We start from the raw sequence: 18553 nt of genomic DNA, 5'->3' as shown, positions 1-18553 counted from the left end.
CCGGGCCGGGTTCCACGCCGGGGTGACGGTCGGGGTGATTGCCCCGACCTCTGCAATGTCGGGCGGCTACAGCTCGCTGCCCGGTTGGGCAGAATGGGTCAGAAGGCCCATGACGTAACTTGCGACCGACCGGAAGCAGACCAGCGTAAAGCCCTGATCCTGCTGCCAGATCGCCGCCGCGACCTGGGCTGCGCGGCTGCGGCGCAATTCGCCCGGCTCCAGCCGGTCGAAATCCACCGGCATCAGCTTGCGCAGCACCTGGTCGGCCTTGTCACCCTCGATGCGGAAGACCGCGCGGGCGTCCGAGACATCGACGGCAAGGTGATGTTCCCCCGCCAGCGCCTTCGCCAGCTTGCCCATCGCCTCGCCGACCTCGGCGTAAGGCAGGATCAGCAGGTATTCGTCCGGGCTCATCCAGCCGCAGGCATGGTCGCCCTTGATCTCGATCCGGCGCGGCGCGGGAACCCTAGTCCCCGTCACTGCCTTGATCGCCTTGTCCAGCGATTTCAGCCCCTTTGCGCGCAGGGTTATCATGCCCAGCGGGCCGATTTCCCGGATGGTGGCAAAGCCTTGGAAGCTGGCGCCGTTCAGCGCGGAAACCGGGTCAGACATTCTGCTTCTCCCCATCCCTGTCGTAGAACACGGTGTCGCGCACCCGCGCCTTGACCGTGCCGCCGGCGACCGTGTTGAACTCCACCACTTCGCCCATCCGCTGCGGCCCGTGCTTCAACAGGCCCATGGCGATGCCGCGCTTCAGCGTCGGCGAATAGTAGGTGGAAGTCACCCTGCCCTGAGTGTTGCGCTGGCCGTTGGCGTTCACCCCGTCCGCGACGATGTAGGCCCCGTCCGGGATGACCGAGCCGTCCAGCGTCTCGAAGCCGACGAGCTTCCAGCGGTCGGGGCTGGCGAGGTAGGTCCGTTCCTGCCCGCGCTTGCCCAGGTAGTCGGCCTTCTTCTTCGAGATCGCCCAGTCGAGCCCGAGGTCCTGCGGGATCACTGTGCCGTCGGTCTCATCCCCGATCATGATGAAGCCCTTTTCGGCCCGCATGATGTGCAGCGCCTCGGTGCCGTAAGGCATGGCGCCCAGCGCCTTGCCAGCCTCCATGCAGGCCTCCCAGAAGGCCGCGCCGTGGCTGGCGGGGACGGCGATTTCATAGGAAAGCTCGCCCGAGAAGCTGATCCGGTAAACCCGCACCGGGAAGCCCGCAAGCGAGCCGTCCGCCCAGTGCATGAAGGGCAGCGCCTCCTTGGATACATCCATGCCGCCAAGGACTTGCAGAAGTTTCCTCGCGTTCGGGCCGACGACCGCGACCTGGGCATATTGCTCGGTGACATTGGCGGTATAGACCTGCCAGTCCCACCATTCGCATTGCAGCCAGTCCTCCATCCAGGCGTGGATGCGGTCGGCCCCGCCGGAAGTGGTGTGGCACAGCCAGGTGTCCTCGTCGATCCGGGCGACCACGCCGTCGTCGATCAGGAAGCCCTGTTCGTTGCACATCAGACCATAGCGGCACTTGCCTACGGGCAGCGTGGACATCACGCCGGTGTAGAGCATGTCGAGGAACTTCCCGGCATCCGGGCCCTTGACGATGATCTTGCCCAGGGTCGAGGCGTCCAGAAGGCCGAGGTTCTGCCGGGTGTTCAGCACCTCGCGGTGGACGGCCTGTTCATGGGTCTCGCCCGCGCGCGGGAAGCAGTAGGGGCGGCGCCAGAGGCCGACGGGCTCGAAATAGGCGCCGGCCTTCTCGTGGGCTTCGTGCATGGGCGTGCGGCGCAGCGGCTGGAAGATCTCGCCCCGCGCCTCGCCGGCCAGCGCGCCGATGGTGACCGGGGTGTAGGGCGGACGGAAGGTGGTGGTGCCGACCTGCGGAATCTCTTCACCTAGAGACTCAGCAAGCACGGCGAGTCCGTTGATGTTGCTGAGTTTTCCCTGATCCGTTGCCATGCCCAGGGTGGTATAGCGCTTGGTGTGTTCGACCGAGACATAGCCCTCGCGGCTGGCGAGCTGCACGTCCGAAACCTTCACGTCGTTCTGGTAGTCGAGCCACATCTTGTTGCGCAACTGGACCGGCGCACCCTGCGGCATGACCCAGACCGGCGGGATCGCCGCCGGCTTGCCCGACAGGTCGAGATCGCCCGCCGCCGCACCGACGCATTCGACCATCGCGGAACCGTCATGGTTCAGAGGCGGACGCTTCGGGTCGGGGACAAAGGCCGAAATCGTCTCGTCCCAGAGCAGCTTGCCGCCGCAGTGGCTCCACAGATGCACCACGGGCGACCAGCCGCCCGACATGGCGACGGCCTCGCAGGCGATCTCTTCCTGCACCGTGCCCTCGCCCGCCTGGGCGCAGACGGCGACGCCGGTTACGCGCTTCCCGCCCTTGACCTTGGCGATGGCCTTGCCGGTCAGCACGCGGATCCCTGCGGCGCGGGCGGCCTGCGGCAGGGCGCCGTCGGCGACCTCGCGTGCATCGAGGATGGCGGGCACGTCCAGCCCCGCCGCCTTCAGCGCCAGCGCGGTCTGGTAGGCGCTGTCGTTGTTGGTGACGATCACCGTCCGGTCGCCCGGAGACACCGCGTAGTTCACCACGTAGTCACGCACAGCCGAGGCGAGCATGACGCCCGGAATGTCGTTGCCGGCAAAGGAAAGCGGTCGTTCGATCGCCCCCGTGGCGCTTACGATCTTGCCCGCACGGATGCGCCACAGCCGATGCTTCGGCCGCCCGTCGCCGGGCGTATGGTCGGCCACGCGCTCGTCGGCCAGGACATAGCCGTGGTCATAGACCCCGAAGCCGCAGGTGCGGGTGCGCAGGGTCACGTTGTCGCGCGCCAGGAGGTCGGCCTCCATCGCCGACAGCCAGGCCTCGACGGGCTGGCCGTCCACCTCGGTCTGATCGACCGGGGCGCGGCCGCCGAGGACCGGGGCCTGTTCCAGAAGGATCACGCGCTGGCCCTTGTCGGCGGCAGCCTTCGCGACCTTCATGCCCGCGACGCCTGCCCCCACGACCAGCACGTCGCAGAAGGCATAGGCCTGTTCATAGCGGTCGGCGTCGGGTTGCGTCGGCGCCTTGCCGAGGCCGGCCGAGCGGCGGATGATCGGCTCGAAGACGTGTTTCCAGAACGGGCGCGGGTGGATGAAGGTCTTGTAGTAGAACCCCGCCGGCAGGAAGCGCGCGGCGTAGTTGTTTACCACGCCCACGTCGAATTCCAGGCTGGGCCAGTGGTTCTGCGAGGAGCATTCCAGCCCGTCGAAAAGCTCGGTCGTGGTGGTGCGCTGGTTCGGTTCCAACCGGGCCCCGGTGCCGAGGTTCACCAGAGCGTTCGGCTCTTCCGGCCCCGAGGCGACGATGCCGCGGGGGCGGTGATACTTGAAGCTGCGGCCTACAAGCATCTGGTCGTTCGCCAGAAGGCCCGCAGCCAGCGTGTCGCCCCGGAAGCCCCTGAAACGCTTGCCGTTGAAGGTGAATTCGACGGGCGCGGTCCGGTCGATCAGCCGGCCGCCCCTGGCGAGGCGCGTGCTCATTTGTAGCCCTTCCAGTCAGGCCGACGGGCCTGGATCTTCGCGATGATGTCGGCAGGCGGTTCGGAGACCTGCGCGGGATAGGTGCCGAACACCTCGAGCGTGGCGGTGCAGCGCGCGGCCAGGAACCACTTGCCGCAGCCGTAGGTGTGACGCCAGCGTTCGAAATGCACGCCCTTGGGGTTCTTGCGGGCGAACATGTAGGCCTCGAACTCCTCGGGCGAGGAGCCGGGGCCGAAGCGCTTCAGATGCGCCTCGTAGCCCGGGGAAAGCTCGGTCTCTTCGGCCTTCACGCCGCAGTAGGGACATTCGAGGATCAGCATGCTGCGTCTCCGTTGCGGGATGCTTTCGGGGTCGGGCGCGAGGCGGGCATCAGTGCGCCACCCCTGCCGCGACGGATTCGTCGATGAACTGGCCTTCCTTGAAGCGCCACATGTTGAACTCGGCGGCCAGTGGCCCCGGTTCTCCCTTGGCCATAAGTTCCGCCATCGCCCAGCCCGAGCCGGGGATCGCCTTGAAGCCGCCCGTACCCCAGCCGCAGTTGATGAAGCAGTTGCCAAGCGGAGTCTTCGAGATGATGGGCGAGCGGTCGCCGGTCATGTCCACGATGCCGCCCCATTGCCGCAGCATCTTGAGCCGGCTGATGATCGGGAAGGTTTCCACCAGGGCGCGCAGCGTCTCTTCGATGTGGTGGAACGAGCCGCGCTGTGTGTAGTTGTTGAACCCGTCGGTGCCGCCGCCGATCACCATCTCGCCCTTGTCGGATTGCGACATGTAGCCGTGCACGGTGTTGGCCATGACCACCACATCCATGCAGGGCTTGATCGGCTCGGAGACCAGCGCCTGCAGCGCGACGGCCTCGATCGGCAGGCGGAAGCCCGCCATCTCGGCCAGCTGGCCGGAATGGCCGGCAACGACGATCCCAAGTTTCTTGCAGCCGATGAAACCCTTGGTGGTCTCGACCCCGGTCACCTGGCCGTTCTCGGACCGCACGCCCTTCACCTCGCAGTTCTGGATGATGTGCATGCCCATCCCCGAACAGGCCCGCGCATAGCCCCAGGCCACCGCATCGTGTCGGGCAGTGCCGCCACGGGCCTGATAGAGCGCACCAAGCACCGGATAGCGGGGCCCGTCGATGTTGATGATCGGCACCAGTTCCTTGACCCGCTGGGGCGAAATCCATTCGGTCTGCACCCCTTGCAGCGCGTTGGCATGCACGGTGCGCAGGTATCCCCGCACTTCGTGATGCGACTGGGCAAGCATCAGCAGGCCGCGCGGACTGAACATGATGTTGTAGTTCAGCTCCTGGCTGAGGGTCTCATACAGCGCGCGGGCCTTTTCGTAGATCGCGGCAGAGGGATCCTGCAGGTAGTTCGAGCGGATGATCGTGGTGTTGCGCCCGGTGTTGCCGCCGCCAAGCCAGCCCTTCTCGATCACCGCGACATTCGTGATGCCGAAGTTCTTGCCCAGATAATAGGCGGTGGCCAGGCCATGCCCCCCTGCCCCGACGATGATCGCGTCGTAGGAAGCCTTCGGCTCTGGCGAGGCCCAGGCTCTCTCCCAACCCAGGTGGTAGCGGACAGCCTCGCGGGCAATGGCAAAGACCGAATAACGCTTCATCGTGGCCTCATCTCGGACGGAGTGCACCGCAATCGACGGCACGGTTCTGATATGAACGCTTGCGGGATACAGCCCCACCCTGTAGCGGCACAATCGGGAAATTTCCGACATGATGCGCGGCAGCCCCGGGCGAAGCGTCGCAGGCCGCCGGCAGACCGTGTGTCGCAATGCCCCTTTCTAGCCTGGGGGGAAACCATTACATCCATCGCCGGACGGGCAAGCGGGGCGCGCGATGCAGGACTGGGGCTTCTGGATAATGGCGGTGGCGCTTGCGTCAGGCGTTGCGGGCGTTCTGGCCCTGGCCCTGCGCAGGATGCCCGGCCCAGTCACCGAAGCGGCCGAGGCCGATCTGGGCGTGTACAAGGACCAGCTGGCCGAGATCGACCGCGATCTGGCGCGCGGCACGATCGGCGCGGAAGAAGCCGGGCGGCTTCGCGCCGAGGTCGGCCGTCGGCTGCTGGAAGCAGACCGGACCCGCCGGAATGGTGGCACCCCGGCCGCTGCGGGCAGGGAGCTGCCTGCACTGGCCCTGGTCCTTGCGCTGGTCTTGCCGGGGGGCCTTGCGGCCTACTGGTGGCTGGGCGCGCCGGGCTATCCCGACCTGCCGCTTCGGGCACGTCTGGCCGATCTGGATGCCGCCATTGCCTCGCGTCCCGGCCAGGCAGAACAGCTGGAGCGGATGGGAAAGCGCATGGACGCGGCGGCCGAGGCAAAGCTGCGCGAGGAATTGGCAGCGATCTCCGACCCGGATCAACTGCGCGCGAAATTCCGTGATCACCTTTTGGCAGAGGAAACGGGCGCGGCGGTGCGAACACAGGAACGGCTGCTTGCGGTTCTGGGTGCGGCAGCCAGTGCGCAGGATCACGCCGACATGGCACTGGCGCTGGCGCTGGAAGCCGAAGGCTATGTCTCGCCCGAGGCCGAGGCCCAGCTGCGCGAGACGCTGAAACGCGACATGTCGAACGAACTTGCACGCTATCTGGTCGGCGAAATGTTCCTGCAGGGTGGCCGCTTCGATCAGGCCTTCCGCTTCTGGCGCCCGATTGCCGAGGACGGCAATCCCGATGCGCCTTGGGTTGCCTCGATCCGGGAACGCATCGCCATGGTGGCCGAACTGGCGGGCATCCGCTATTCCCTGCCCGCGGGTCGCGGCCCCACGGCCGGGGACATGGCGGCTGCGGCCGGGATGGCCCCCGAGGACCGGCAGGCGATGATCGAAGGCATGGTGGCGCAGCTGTCCGACCGGCTGGCGACCGAGGGCGGATCGGTCGAGGAATGGAACCGCCTGATCCGTTCGCTTGTGGTGCTGGAGCGGCTGGACGAGGCGCAGACGATCTACGACGAGGCCAAGGCGAAGTTCGAGGGGAGGCCGGCGGAACTGTCTTTCCTGCGCCAGGCGGCGGTGGAAAGCGGGTTGACCCCGTGATCTGCGCCACCGTGGAGGAGTTTGCCGCCGCCCTGCCCCCCTTCGGCGCGATCGCGGGGCTGGATCTGGGCGAGCGGACGATCGGCGTGGCGCTGTCGGACCTGCGGCGGCAGGTTGCGACGCCGATCGAGGTGATCCGGCGCGAGAGGTTCACGCTGGACGCGAACCGGCTGCTGGCGCTGCTGGCGGCGCGCGAGGCGGTGGGAATCGTGCTGGGACTGCCCCTGAACATGGACGGAAGCATGGGGCCGCGGGTGCAATCTACCCAGGCCTTCGCGCGGAATCTGGAGAAGCTGACGCCCCTGCCGATCTGCTTCTGGGACGAGCGTCTGTCCACGGTTGCAGCAGAAAGGGCACTCCTGGAGGCGGATACGTCGCGAAAGCGTCGGAAAGAGGTGATCGACCAGGTGGCCGCGGGCTATATCCTGCAAGGCGCTTTGGACCGCATGGCGCATATGGGACGGGGTGAGCAGTCTTGAAGGACGATGTCTGGAAGCGCGACGAGATCGCCAGCCCTTGCGTAAAGCTCTGCGTGGTGCATCCCGAGGAACGTATCTGCGTAGGCTGCTACCGCACCATCGACGAGATCAGCCAGTGGTCCAGGATGACGCACGAGGACCGTGCGGCAGTGATGGCCGAACTGCCGGGCCGGGCGCCCCGGTTGCAGAAGCGGCGCGGCGGGCGGATGGCCCGGATGGAGCGGTAACCGGGCGGAGCGCCTGGCGGCGCAAGTCCACAGGCTCGCCTGCGCGGTCTTGCGACCGCTTGTCTCTGGATGGGGGTTTCACCCCCAAATCCCCAGAGTATTTGGGAAAGGAGCAAGGTCAGGCTGTTTCCAGCCACTGGCGGACGCTGGCGAGTTGCGGGCGAAAGTAGGCGATCATCCGGCCTTCGGGCGGGGCGCTGTCCCCCGGCCGCCAAGGGGCGACGCCGTGCAGTGTCAACCGGTGCAGGAGGGTCGCCTCTCCGGGCCGGGCGGGCAGCTCGACCCGGCGGCAGCTGGCGAAGATCTGACGGCGGGCGGTCTGGTAGGGCCCTGTGATGTCGATCCGGTCCCAGACCTCGGGCGGGTGCGGGGAAAGCGCCTGAAGAAGTGCTGCGCGCAGGATCCCGGCGCTGCCTTCCCAGACGGTCAGGGGCGCGGCCGAGGTGTCGTTCAGCGGAAGCCCGAGGATCCAGGCGTGGGGCTCCTTCACCATGCGGCGGCGGTCGGGGCCGATGGGCAAAAGGCCGTCGAGATGTGCGGCGTCGCGGTCGCGGCGAAAGGCGAAGGCGGCGGGGCCTTCTTCCGCCGAGGGCTGGGGATAGCCGGGCCGGATCACCGAAAGCTGCCCGCGGTGCAGGGGTTCGGGGGCAAGCGGCAGGGCTTCCCAAGGGAAGGGCGTGCCGCCGATCGCGCCGTCGGGGCCGTTCGGCAGGGCATCGACGCCGACGAACCAGGTGCCGCCGCAGCGCCAGGGTTCGGCGGTCGCAGCCAGGATGTCGAACGCGGCGGTGCGGGCGGCGGCGGCCCAGGCGGCGATGGCCGGGTGGGGGCCGAGGCGCAGCCATCCCCGATCTGTCGTTGCGCCTACCATCCCAGAACCTTGCGCAGCATGTTCAGCGCGACGAGCGTGAGGAATACCGCGAACGCGCGCTTCAGCGGCCTGGGGTTCATCGCATGGGCGAGTCGCACCCCAAGCGGCGTGGTCAGCAGTGTGGTGCCGATGACGACGAGGAAGGCGGGAAGGTTGACCGCTCCGACCGTCCAGGGCGGCGCCTCGGCCACGGGCAGCAGCAGGAAGCCCAGAACCGAGGGCACGGCGATCAGCACGCCGAAGCCCGAGGCGGTAGCGACCGCGCGGTGAATCGGCATGCCGTAAAGCGTCATCAGCGGCACGCCGAATGTGCCGCCGCCGATCCCCATCATTGCCGAGAAGAAGCCGACCGATCCGGCCAGGGTGCTCCGCACCGGCTCGCCGGGCATGTGATCGCCAAGCCGCCAGTGCTCGCGCCCGAAGGCCATCCAGAGCCCGGCGAGGCCCGCCAGCGCCCCGAACACGGCTTGCAGCGTGGTCGAGGCGACCTTGCCCGCGACATAGGTGCCGATGGCGGCCGAGATCACCAGCGCCGGGCCCCAGGTCTTCAGCACCTGCCAATCCACCGCGCCCTTGCGGTTGTGCGAGGAGACCGAGCGCAGCGAGGTGACGACGATGGTCGCCATCGAGGTCGCGACGCAGACCTGCATCAGCTGCCCCCCGCCATAGCCGAGATAGCCGAAGGCGTAGAAGAAGGCCGGCACCAGCACGATCCCGCCGCCGACGCCGAGAAGCCCGCCGATCACCCCGGCGAAGGCGCCGATCACGACCAGGGCGGCAAGCATGGGCAGAAGGGTGGCGAGGTCGGGCATGGGTCACTCGGTCAGGTGGCGGCGGGGCGACCCTAGCCTCCCCCGCAGGCACAGGCCAGAGCGGAAAATGCGCGGGTGGGGCTTTCCTTTGCCGACGAAGGGGCGTAGGTCACGCGCCCTTGTCGCAAGCATTTCCCGGAATCTGCATCATGACTCGCGCCGTTTCATTGACCTTCATGTCCGTCATCCTTGGCCTCGTGGCCGCCGTCGGCCCCTTTGCCATCGACATGTATCTGCCGGCCATGCCCGAGATCGGGCGTGACCTGGGCGTGGGCAGCCAGGCGGTGCAATGGACCATCGTCGGCTATTTCGTCACCTTCGGGCTGGCGCAGCTGGTCTATGGCCCCTGGGCCGATCAGGCCGGGCGCAAGCCGCCGCTTTATGCCGGGTTGGCGCTTTTCATCGCGGGCACGATCATGTGCGCGGTTGCGCCCTCGATCGGCTGGCTGGTCGCGGGGCGGATGGTGCAGGGGCTGGGTGGGGCTGCGAACATGGTGGTGCTGCGCGCGGTGATCCGCGACCTGGCCACCGGCCCGCAGGCGACGCGGATGATGTCCACGATCATGATCGTGATCGCGGTCTCGCCGCTGCTCGCCCCGCTGTCCGGGGCGGGACTGCTGGCCCTGGGAGACTGGCGTCTGATCTTCTGGGCGCTGCTGGCTGCGGCCTGTCTGAGCTTTTTCCTGATCCACTTCGCTGTCCCCGAGACCTTGACGGACGCCAACCGGCAACAGTTCGACCTTGCAGCCTTCCGGTCAGGAACGCAGATCCTGCTGGCCGACCGGGGCTTCATGGTGATGACCTTCCTGGCGGGCTTTGCCTTCGCCAGCTTCTTCGTCTTCATCGCCAGCGCCGCCTTCGTCTACCGCGACCAGTTCGGCCTGACACCGACCCAGTTCTCGCTGGCCTTCGCGGTGAACGCGATCGGCTTCTTCGCCGCCTCGCAGTTCGCCTCGACCCTGTCGCAGCGGTTGGGGACAGTGCGGATGATCGCGGGCGCCACGGTGGGCTTTGCGCTGGCCACCTTTGCGGGCTTCGGCCTCGCGCTCGCGGGGCTGGCGAGCCTGCCCGTGACGATGACGACGCTGTTCGTGGGCAACATCTTCCTGGGCGTGATCCTGCCCGCCGCGCAGGTGCAGGCGCTGGAGGAGCACGGCGCGATCGCGGGCCTGGCCTCGTCGCTGGGCGGCACGATGCAGATGGTGGCGGCAGGCGTCCTCGTCGCGGCGGCGGGGCCCTTCCTTGACGGCACCGTCCTGCCGATGCTGACGGCGATCGCAGCCTGCGGGCTGATCGCGCTGGTCCTGTCGCGGCTGATCCCGCGTCAGGCGGCCCTGGCCTGAACCTCGGCCAGGGCTGCGTCCAGCACCTCGAGCCCCGCCCCGTCGCGGCTGGCGCGTTCGGACAGGATGCGCCGCCAACCCCGCGCGCCGGGCCGGCCGGCGAAGAGACCCAGCATGTGCCGGGTGACCTGGTGCAGCCGGCCGCCAGCGGCCAGATGGTCGGCGATATAGGGCCGCATGCCCTCGACCACCGCGACCGGATCGGGGGCGAAGTCTTCGCCCCAAAGGGCATCGGCCCCGATCAGCACCGAGGCCGGGTCGTGATAGGCCTCCCGGCCGATCATCACCCCGTCGAGCCCGCGCGCCAACAGCGCCCGCGCCTGATCCAGCGAGGTGATGCCGCCATTGATGCAGATGGTCAGCTCGGGGAAGCGCTGCTTCATCCGCACCACGAGGTCGTGGTCGAGCGGCGGGATCTCGCGGTTTTCCTTCGGCGACAAGCCCTGCAGCCAGGCCTTGCGGGCATGGACGATGACATGGCGCACCCCTGCCCCGGCGATGGTTTCGATGAAGTGGGGCAGGACGGTTTCGGGATCCTGTTCGTCCACGCCGATGCGGCATTTCACCGTGACGGGCGCGTCGGTTTCACCCTGCATCGCCCGGAGGCAGTCGGCCACGAGGGAGGGGCGCTCCATCAGCACCGCGCCGAAGCAGCCGGACTGGACCCGGTCCGAGGGGCAGCCGCAGTTCAGGTTCACCTCGTCATAGCCCCAGTCGCGCGCGATGCGGGTGGCCTGCGCAAGCTCCCCCGGGTCGGAACCGCCGAGCTGAAGTGCAACGGGGTGTTCGACCTGGGAAAAGTCCAGCAGCCGGGCCTTCGGACCGTGGATGATCGCAGGGGCGGTCACCATCTCGGTGTAAAGCATTGCCCGCCGGGTCATCTGGCGATGAAAGACGCGGCAATGACGGTCGGTCCAGTCCATCATCGGGGCGACGGAAAGACGATAGGCCGAGTTTGCCATCCGGCCCCCGGGATCTGCTGCCTTTTGGTCGATCGCCGTCATGCGTCATCCGTCCTGAAGTGGCCTTGAAACCCGTAACCGGTGAAGGCTGGCCATATGGGGCGACTGCGCCGCATGTTCAACCTGTGGGTCGCCGGTGCCATCGCATACAGGGCATGGATCGTGCGGCGCAAGGACCGTGCGCGTCACATGGTCTTTCGTCAGCCAGACCGGCCTGCCGCAGGGGCCGCCATCACCGGCGCAACAGGAACTGCATCAGCCTTTCGCTGGCACGCGTCGGGCTGAGTTCGCCGGGATGCAGGTCATAGCCCCAGCCGCTGGGCATGCGATCGGGAAAGGGCTCGACCAGAAGGCCGCGCTGCAGGTGGACCTCGGCCAGAGACGCCAGGGTGATCGCGCAGCCGAGACCGGCACTTGCCATCTCGAGTGCGACGTTGGAACTGTCGGTCTTCAACCCTCGGGCAAGGGGAAGGTCGGTCAGCCCGTGGTGCCGGGCGAAGGCTTCCCAGTGTTCCTGTCGGCCGAGGACGTGAATCAGCGGCCAACGGGCGACATCGGCGGGTCGGCTCAGCGGCTCGGGGCCCGAAAGAAAGGACGGCGGGCAGACCATCACCAGTTCCTCCTCCCCGAGGCTGCGCCCGATCAGCGGCTGGCTGACATGGCGCGGGGTGATCCGGATGTCGGCGATCTGGTCGCTGGTTTCCGACCAGATCGTTGCATGGACGGTCACATCCACTTCGGGAGAGGCCTCACGGAAGGCGCGCAGGCGCGGCGGCAGCCAGTTGGTCGCAAGACTTGCCGGACAGGCGATGATCACCTCCTGCCGGTGCGCCACGGTCAGGATCTGACCGGTGGCGATGTCGATCTGGGCCAGCGCCTGCCTGAGCGTGGGCAGATATGAGGCGGCGACTTCCGTCAGGCTGAGGCTGCGCGGCGCACGGAAGAACAGCGGGCGGCCGATGTAGTTCTCCAGCGCACGGACATGGCCCGAGACCGCCGCCTGGGTCATGCCCAGTTCTTCGGCGGCCTTGGTGAAGCTCAGGTGCCGGGCGGACGCCTCGAACGACCGGATGTAGTTCAACGGGGGCAGGTTCTTCATCGTGCACTCCTGCAACCAGCATAAGCCAGCAGCCCCTCGGCGGCCAAGGGCCGCATGCCCCGGAATTAATGGGGGTCAGGCCCCCAATTCGCTTTCGTGAACCCCGAGAGACTTGCCCCTAGTCTGGGCGCGTAAGCAGGGCGAGGCAGCATGCGGGAAACAAGACGAGCGCGGCGTGAGAAGGCCGGGACCACAATTCCGCAGCTGCCGTGGGAGACGGTGCGCAATCCCCATCCGCCGATGGAGTTCCTGTCGCCAGACCAGATGCAGGATCTGCACGACACCTCGATCCGCATCCTCAAGGAACTGGGCATCAAGGTAATGGGCGCCAACGCGCGTGCACTTTTTGCCAGGGCCGGGGCAAGGATTGACGCGGAGGGCATCGTGCGGATCGGCGAAGACATCGTCGATGCCGCCCTGGCCACCGTGCCGCACCAGTTCACCCTGACCCCACGCAACCGGGACAAGCAGGTTCATCTCGGGGGCGACCATCTGGTGTTCGGCCTGGTCGCAGGGCCGCCCAACGTGCACGACCGGGTAAACGGACGACGGCCCGGCAACCTGGCCGATTACCAGAACTTCATCCGCCTCGCGCATCACTTCAACGCCATCCACATGATCGGCAACCAGGTCACCGCCCCGCAGGAGCTGCCGGCGAACAATCGCCACCTGGATACCTATTTTGCCAACCTCACGTTGTCGGACCTGACCTTCCACTGCACCGCCATCGGCCGCGGCCGGGCGATGGACGGCATCCGCATGATGGCCATCTCGCGCGGGATGAACCTGGGCGAGATCGCCCGCGACCCTGGCGTCATCACCATTATCTCGGTCAACTCGCCGCGGCTTCTGGACGATGCGATGGGCGACGGGCTGATTGCGATGGCCGAACACGGTCAGCCTGTCACCATCACCCCCTTCACCCTGATGGGCGCGATGACCCCGGTCAGCCTACCCGCAGCCATGGCACAGCAGAACGCAGAGGCGCTGTTCGGTGTCGTCCTGACCCAGCTGGTCCGGCCCGGCGCGCCGGTGATGTACGGGGCCTTCACCTCGAATGTCGACATGCGATCGGGCGCCCCCGCCTTCGGCACGCCGGAGAATGCCAAGGCCAACGTCATCGCCGGTCAGCTGGCGCGGCGCTATGGTCTGCCCTACCGGACCTCGAACGCCAATGCCTCGAACGCTGTTGATCTTCAGGCGGCCTACGAGACGGCGATGGCCACTTGGGGCGCGGTGATGGGCGGGGCGAACCTGATCTACCACGCAGCCGGCTGGCTGGAGGGCGGACTGACCGCCAGCTACGAGAAGCTGATCCTCGACGTGGAGATCCTGCAGAACATGGTGGAATTCCTGCGGCCCCTGAAATGGGACGCTGAGGAGCTGGGCTTCGACGCCATCCGCGATGTCCCGGCGGGCGGCCATTTCTTCGGCGCGGCGCATACGATGGCGCGCTACGAGAAGGCCTTCTACCAGCCCATGCTGTCGGACTGGCGGGGCTACGAGAACTGGCTTCTGGCCGGGGCGAAAGAGGCAGGGGACCGCGCCACAGACCTGTGGCAGCAGGCCCTGGCCGAATATCAGCAGCCGCCGATGGACCCGGCGATCCGGGAAGAATTGGAAGCCTATGTCGCCAAGCGGCGGGAAGAGATCGGCAATGACGAGCCCTGATGTGAAACTGAATTCACATGCACAGGCTGTGGTGATCGGGGGCGGGCTGGTCGGCTGCTCGATCCTTTACCACCTGACGAAACTGGGCTGGACCGAAGTGGTGTTGCTGGAACGGTCGGAACTGACTTCGGGCAGCACATGGCACGCGGCGGCGAACATCCACGGGCTGCACGACAACACCAACATCAGCCGCCTGCAGCATTACACCATGGGGCTTTACAAGGAGCTGGAGGCCGAGACCGGCCAGGGCTGCGGCATCTTTCAGCCGGGCAGCCTGTATCTGGCCCAGACCGAGGCGCGCGAACACCAGCTGCGCCTTCAGGCCGCAAAGGCGCGCTATTACGGGATGGCCTTCCACGAAGTGACCCGCGACGAAGCCGAAAGGCTGCATCCCCTGGTCGATTTCAACGACATCCGCTGCATCATGTTCGAGCCGCAGGGCGGCAACGTCGATCCTTCGGGGGTCACCATGGCCTACGCGGCCGGGGCAAGGGCGCGGGGCGCACAGATCCACCGCAACTGCCCGGTCACGGCAACGCGGGCGCAGCCCGACGGCAGCTGGATCGTGGAGACACCGCTGGGCGAGATCCGCACGCAATGGGTGGTGAACGCGGCGGGGCTATGGGCGCGAGAAGTGGCGGCGCTGGCGGGGATCGCCCTGCCCCTCGTCCCGACCGAGCATCAGTATTTCGTCACCGAAGCGATACCCGAGATCGCCGCACTGGACCGCCGCCTGCCTTCGGTCGCGGACCGGGACGGCGAGTATTACCTGCGGCAAGAGGGCAAGGGCCTTCTCGTCGGCGCCTATGAAAAGGACATGCGCTTCTGGGCCGAGGACGGCACGCCGCAGGGCTTCGGCCACGAGCTTTTCGCCGACGACCTGGAGCGGATCGAACCCAACATGCTACGCGCGATCGACCGGATGCCGGCAGTGGGTGCGGCGGGGATCAAGCGGGTGATCAATGGCCCGATGATCTGGTCACCCGATTCCAGCGCGCTTTTCGGCCCGGTGCCGGAACTGCGCAACTACTTCTGCTGCAATGGCATCATCCCGGGCTTCTCGCAGTCGGGCGGGCTGGGGCTGCTGTCTGCGGAATGGATCGTGGAGGGCGAGCCCAGGCTCGACATGTTCGGCTGGGATCTGGCGCGGTTCGGGGCCTGGGCGGGCAAGGACTTCACTAAGGCCCGCGTGCAGGACCAATATGCCAACCGCTTCAAGATCCATTTCCCGAACGAAGAGCGCGCGGCCGGCCGCCCGGTGCGGGTACGCCCGATCTACCAGACGCAAAAGGCCATGGGCGCGGTCTTCGGCCTGAACTACGGCTGGGAACATCCGCTGTGGTTCGCCACCGAAGGCGAGCCGCGCGAAGAGACCGTGGGCTTCGAACGGCAGAACTGGTGGGGCCCCGTCGGGCGAGAGGCACGGATGCTGCGCGAGCGGGCTGGGATCATCGACATCTCGAACTTCGCCCGCTACCGGGTCAGCGGGCCGGGGGCCAGGGACTGGCTGGAGGCCCTGCTTGCCAACCGGATTCCGACGCAGCCGGGCCGGTCCTGCCTGGCGCCACTGATCGGCAGGCGCGGCGGCATTGCCGGGGATTTCACCGTCACCTGCCTGGAGACGGGCGACTACCTCATGGTCGGCTCGGGCATGGCGGAACGCTATCACAAACGGTTCTTCGACGCCGTTCCCCTGCCCGAAGGAACCCGCTGGACCAGCGCGACCGAGGCGATGGCCGGCTTCAACGTTGCCGGGCCTCTGGCGCGGGATCTGCTGCAACGGCTGACTGATGCCGACCTTTCCAACGATGCCTTCCCCTTCATGCGCTCGGCCAGGATCGAAGTGGCGGGCGTGCCCTGCATCGCGCTGCGGGTCAGCTTCACCGGCGACCTCGGCTGGGAGCTGCACTGTTCCGAGGCGGACCAGAAGCGGTTATATGCCGCGCTTCTGGAGGCGGGTCAGCCGCTTGGCGTGGGGCCGGTGGGAAGCCGGGCGCTGACGAGCCTGCGGATCGAAAAGGGCTATGGCAGCTGGGGGCGGGATTACAGCCCGGAATACTGGCCGCAGGAAACGGGGCTGCTGGGACTGGTCAAGGGCGACAAGGACTTCCTCAACAAGGCCGGCTGGCTGGCCATCGCCGACCGCCCCCCGCGCGAGACGCTGAGGACGCTGGTGATCCAGTCGACGACCGCGGATGCGACAGGGAACGAGCCGATCTTCGATCTGGATGGCAAGCCTGCCGGAAAGGTCTCTTCCGGGGCCTATGGCTATCATGTCAGGCAGTCTCTGGCCTTGGCCTACCTACGACCGGACATTGCGCCTGGGGCAGAACTGGAGGTCATGATCCTGGGCCGGCCGCATCGGGCGCTGGTGCTGGCAGGGGCGGCCTTCGACCCAGAGGGCAAGCGCCTGCGTGCCTGATGTCAAACTTGGACTGATAGCCGACTTCCGCAGGTTCGACGCCCCGGCATGACGCCTTGACATCCCTCCGCGCGCCATGACGGGGCCATGAGGCGGCGCAGTTCCGGGCATCCGTGCCCTGGCGTTGCGCCGCATGGCGGAAAGGGAAGAAAGTGGTTCGGGTCGGGCGTGGAAGCGGGGCGCATCTCGTCACGGCTGATGATCGCCGGGTGGATTAGGCGCACCTAGATCGGGGGCGACCGTTGCCGCGTGGCGTCCGCCTGCCCGGTTCGGAAGATCGCAAAGGCCCGCCGGCACCATTCCCGGACGGGGTACGCTGCAAGCGCCGGGCCTTAGGGAAAAGACCGAGGGCGGCGGAATGCCACAGTTTCACTTGGCGCGCCCGCGCGGAAACAGAAAGGGGCCGGTTTCCCGGCCCCTCCCCTGCGGTGCGGGTGTGATGATCAGCCCTCCAGCCAGATCCCGCCCAGATCCAGCTCGCTGGTCTGGTGAATGCGGTAGCCCTTCACCCTGGGGCTGCTGTGGGCATAAGTGTTCTGCCAGAAGGGCTGAATGATCACGCCGTCACCTTGCAGGATCGCTTCCAGTTCGGCCATGATCGCGCGGCGTGCCTCGACATCCGCGGTTGCGAGGGCTTTCTGCAGCCTGGAGTCGAACTCAGGGTTCGAATAGGCGCTTTCGTTCCACGGCTCGCCCGAACGGTAGGCCAGGGCCAGAACCTGCACCCCAAGGGGCCGCATGTTCCAGTTGGTCATCGAGAAGGGATATTTCGTCCAGTCGTTCCAGAACGTTCCACCCGGCATCACCGTGCGTTTGATCTTGATTCCGGCATCGCTGATCTGCGCGGCAATGGCGTCGCAGGATGCCTGCATGTAATCCTGATCGACCGAGATCAGCTCGAACTCGGTGTCGATATGGCCGGCCTCGGTCAGCAGGGCCACGGCCTTGGCGGCATCGCGGACCTGCTTGGGCAGTTCGGCATATTCCGGGTGGATCGGGCTGACATGGTGGTTCTCGGCCACCGTTCCACGACCCGAGATGCCCAGTTCAAGCACCTTGGCATTGTCGACAGCCGCCTGGATCGCCTGCCGAACCCGAACGTCAGTGAAGGGCTCCTGCTTGACGTTCATCCGCGCCACGACGGTATTGGCGGTGGCAATCTCGTGACGCACAAGGCCAAGGGAATCGAGCAGATCGACGAAATTCTCGCTGGATTGCTGGTTCATGTCGATCAGATCGCTGCCCCAGGCATTCACCTCGACCGCCGGATCGTTGCCCAGGTCAATGAACTCGACCGCGTCGAGGTGCACTTCACCGGCCCACCAGGCGCCGTTGGTTCGGCGGACGAACCGGGCCTTTCCGGCGACAGCATGGCTTTCCAGTTCGAAGGGCCCGGTCCCGATCGGATTGGCCGCAAGATTTGCGCCCGTCTCATCGAAGCTGCGATGCACGATCAGCGCCGGATAGTCCGACATGCTGGGGATGATGGTGATGTCGGGGGCCGAAAGGTTCAGTTCGACCGTCATGTCGTCCAGCTTGACGATCGCGCCCTCGCGGGCCCGGCCGGTCGCGTCGTCGATCAGGACCCCGAAGCGCGAAGCCATCGAATTGCCGGGCACCGATTTCTCGCACCAGCGGCGAATGTTGAAGATCACGTCATCGGCGTTAAGCGTGTCGCCGTTCGTCCAGGTGACGCCGGGCCGCACATGCAGGACATAGTGCGTGGCATCGTCGTTCACCTCCCAGCTTTCCAGAAGGCGGCCCTCGAAGGTGAAGTCCGAGGTGTACTTGACCAGGGGCTCCAGGAACTGGCGCTCGAGGTTGGCGATCTGCGACCAGTCGGCCATGCGCGGATCCTTCAGATCCATCACCTGCATGCCGACACGCAGGGTTCCGCCCTTGACCGGCGTTCCTTCGGCGCGCACCGGGCTGGCGAGTCCAAGCATGGCATAGGCGGTGGCGGTCGTCGCGCCGAAGGCGCTTGCCGTAGCCAGGAATTCGCGGCGGCTGATGGCGTCCTTGCCGACAGTCCTAGCGGCCCGGACGAGATGATCGGGAAGGGGTCTTCCGCGGCGGTTCGAAAAGATCATGGCGTTCTCCT

At 66.9% G+C, this 18553-nt stretch carries 15 protein-coding genes; 6 read left to right on the top strand and 9 right to left on the bottom strand.

Features of this window, described 5'->3' with window-relative positions; translation table 11 throughout:
* Positions 1-66: 66 nt before the first annotated feature.
* The 4 genes from EYB42_RS12325 to EYB42_RS12310 are packed head-to-tail and all read right to left on the bottom strand — an operon-like array spanning position 67 to position 5140.
* Positions 67-612: a sarcosine oxidase subunit gamma gene (locus EYB42_RS12325; protein WP_135450418.1), complete on the bottom strand. Its 546-nt coding sequence runs from the start codon at positions 610-612 to the stop codon at positions 67-69.
* Entirely contained in the window at positions 605-3523 is a 2919-nt protein-coding gene (locus tag EYB42_RS12320) for a sarcosine oxidase subunit alpha family protein (RefSeq protein ID WP_135450417.1), read from the bottom strand. Before EYB42_RS12320 ends, EYB42_RS12325 begins: the two co-directional genes overlap by 8 nt.
* The gene (locus EYB42_RS12315) at positions 3520-3843 is read right to left on the bottom strand and encodes a sarcosine oxidase subunit delta (RefSeq protein WP_135450416.1); all 324 of its coding nucleotides are present in this window, start codon (positions 3841-3843) and stop codon (positions 3520-3522) included. Before EYB42_RS12315 ends, EYB42_RS12320 begins: the two co-directional genes overlap by 4 nt.
* Before the next feature lie 49 nt (positions 3844-3892).
* On the bottom strand, positions 3893-5140 hold the full coding sequence (locus tag EYB42_RS12310) for a sarcosine oxidase subunit beta family protein (RefSeq protein ID WP_135450415.1): 1248 nt from the start codon (positions 5138-5140) through the stop codon (positions 3893-3895).
* A gap of 232 nt (positions 5141-5372) precedes the next feature.
* Between EYB42_RS12310 and ccmI the strand changes: the two genes are divergently transcribed.
* Genes ccmI through EYB42_RS12295 form a run of 3 tightly spaced genes read left to right on the top strand, consistent with a single transcriptional unit; the run spans position 5373 to position 7272 of the window.
* Positions 5373-6566, top strand: coding sequence for a c-type cytochrome biogenesis protein CcmI (gene ccmI, locus EYB42_RS12305; RefSeq protein WP_135450414.1), 1194 nt, complete (start codon positions 5373-5375; stop codon positions 6564-6566).
* On the top strand, positions 6563-7045 hold the full coding sequence (gene ruvX, locus EYB42_RS12300) for a Holliday junction resolvase RuvX (protein ID WP_135450413.1): 483 nt from the start codon (positions 6563-6565) through the stop codon (positions 7043-7045). The genes ccmI and ruvX overlap by 4 nt, the downstream gene beginning before the upstream one ends.
* Complete coding sequence (locus EYB42_RS12295; RefSeq protein WP_135450412.1) at positions 7042-7272, top strand: DUF1289 domain-containing protein; 231 nt, start codon at positions 7042-7044, stop codon at positions 7270-7272. The genes ruvX and EYB42_RS12295 overlap by 4 nt, the downstream gene beginning before the upstream one ends.
* A gap of 118 nt (positions 7273-7390) precedes the next feature.
* Here EYB42_RS12295 and EYB42_RS12290 read toward each other — a convergent pair whose 3' ends face one another.
* Positions 7391-8143 carry a hypothetical protein gene (locus EYB42_RS12290; protein WP_135450411.1) on the bottom strand — a complete coding sequence of 251 codons (753 nt, stop codon included), beginning with the start codon at positions 8141-8143 and terminating at the stop codon, positions 7391-7393.
* Entirely contained in the window at positions 8137-8955 is an 819-nt protein-coding gene (locus EYB42_RS12285; RefSeq protein ID WP_135450410.1) for a sulfite exporter TauE/SafE family protein, read from the bottom strand. Before EYB42_RS12285 ends, EYB42_RS12290 begins: the two co-directional genes overlap by 7 nt.
* Before the next feature lie 149 nt (positions 8956-9104).
* On the opposite strand from EYB42_RS12285, the gene EYB42_RS12280 reads away from it, so the two are divergent.
* The gene (locus tag EYB42_RS12280) at positions 9105-10298 is read left to right on the top strand and encodes a multidrug effflux MFS transporter (protein ID WP_135450409.1); all 1194 of its coding nucleotides are present in this window, start codon (positions 9105-9107) and stop codon (positions 10296-10298) included.
* Here the strand turns inward: EYB42_RS12280 and dusA are convergent.
* Together dusA and EYB42_RS12270 are read right to left on the bottom strand one after the other, a co-directional pair.
* The gene (gene dusA / locus EYB42_RS12275) at positions 10280-11260 is read right to left on the bottom strand and encodes a tRNA dihydrouridine(20/20a) synthase DusA (RefSeq protein ID WP_135450489.1); all 981 of its coding nucleotides are present in this window, start codon (positions 11258-11260) and stop codon (positions 10280-10282) included. The two genes, EYB42_RS12280 and dusA, sit on opposite strands and share 19 nt — an antisense overlap.
* A gap of 232 nt (positions 11261-11492) precedes the next feature.
* The gene (locus EYB42_RS12270) at positions 11493-12359 is read right to left on the bottom strand and encodes a LysR substrate-binding domain-containing protein (RefSeq protein WP_135450408.1); all 867 of its coding nucleotides are present in this window, start codon (positions 12357-12359) and stop codon (positions 11493-11495) included.
* A gap of 150 nt (positions 12360-12509) precedes the next feature.
* On the opposite strand from EYB42_RS12270, the gene EYB42_RS12265 reads away from it, so the two are divergent.
* Both EYB42_RS12265 and EYB42_RS12260 read left to right on the top strand, forming a co-directional pair.
* Positions 12510-14030 carry a trimethylamine methyltransferase family protein gene (locus tag EYB42_RS12265; protein ID WP_135450407.1) on the top strand — a complete coding sequence of 507 codons (1521 nt, stop codon included), beginning with the start codon at positions 12510-12512 and terminating at the stop codon, positions 14028-14030.
* A 7-nt stretch (positions 14031-14037) separates the two neighbouring features.
* A complete protein-coding gene (locus EYB42_RS12260) occupies positions 14038-16452 on the top strand; it encodes a GcvT family protein (protein ID WP_135450488.1) in 2415 nt (804 codons plus the stop codon).
* Between the two features lie 443 nt (positions 16453-16895).
* Here the strand turns inward: EYB42_RS12260 and EYB42_RS12255 are convergent, their stop codons facing one another.
* Positions 16896-18542: an ABC transporter substrate-binding protein gene (locus EYB42_RS12255; RefSeq protein ID WP_135450406.1), complete on the bottom strand. Its 1647-nt coding sequence runs from the start codon at positions 18540-18542 to the stop codon at positions 16896-16898.
* Positions 18543-18553 lie beyond the last annotated feature (11 nt).

Source organism: Tabrizicola caldifontis (genome assembly GCF_004762095.1).
In the GTDB taxonomy this organism is placed as follows: Bacteria; Pseudomonadota; Alphaproteobacteria; order Rhodobacterales; family Rhodobacteraceae; genus Tabrizicola; species Tabrizicola caldifontis.
This window is presented reverse-complemented; position numbering and strand designations above follow the sequence as displayed.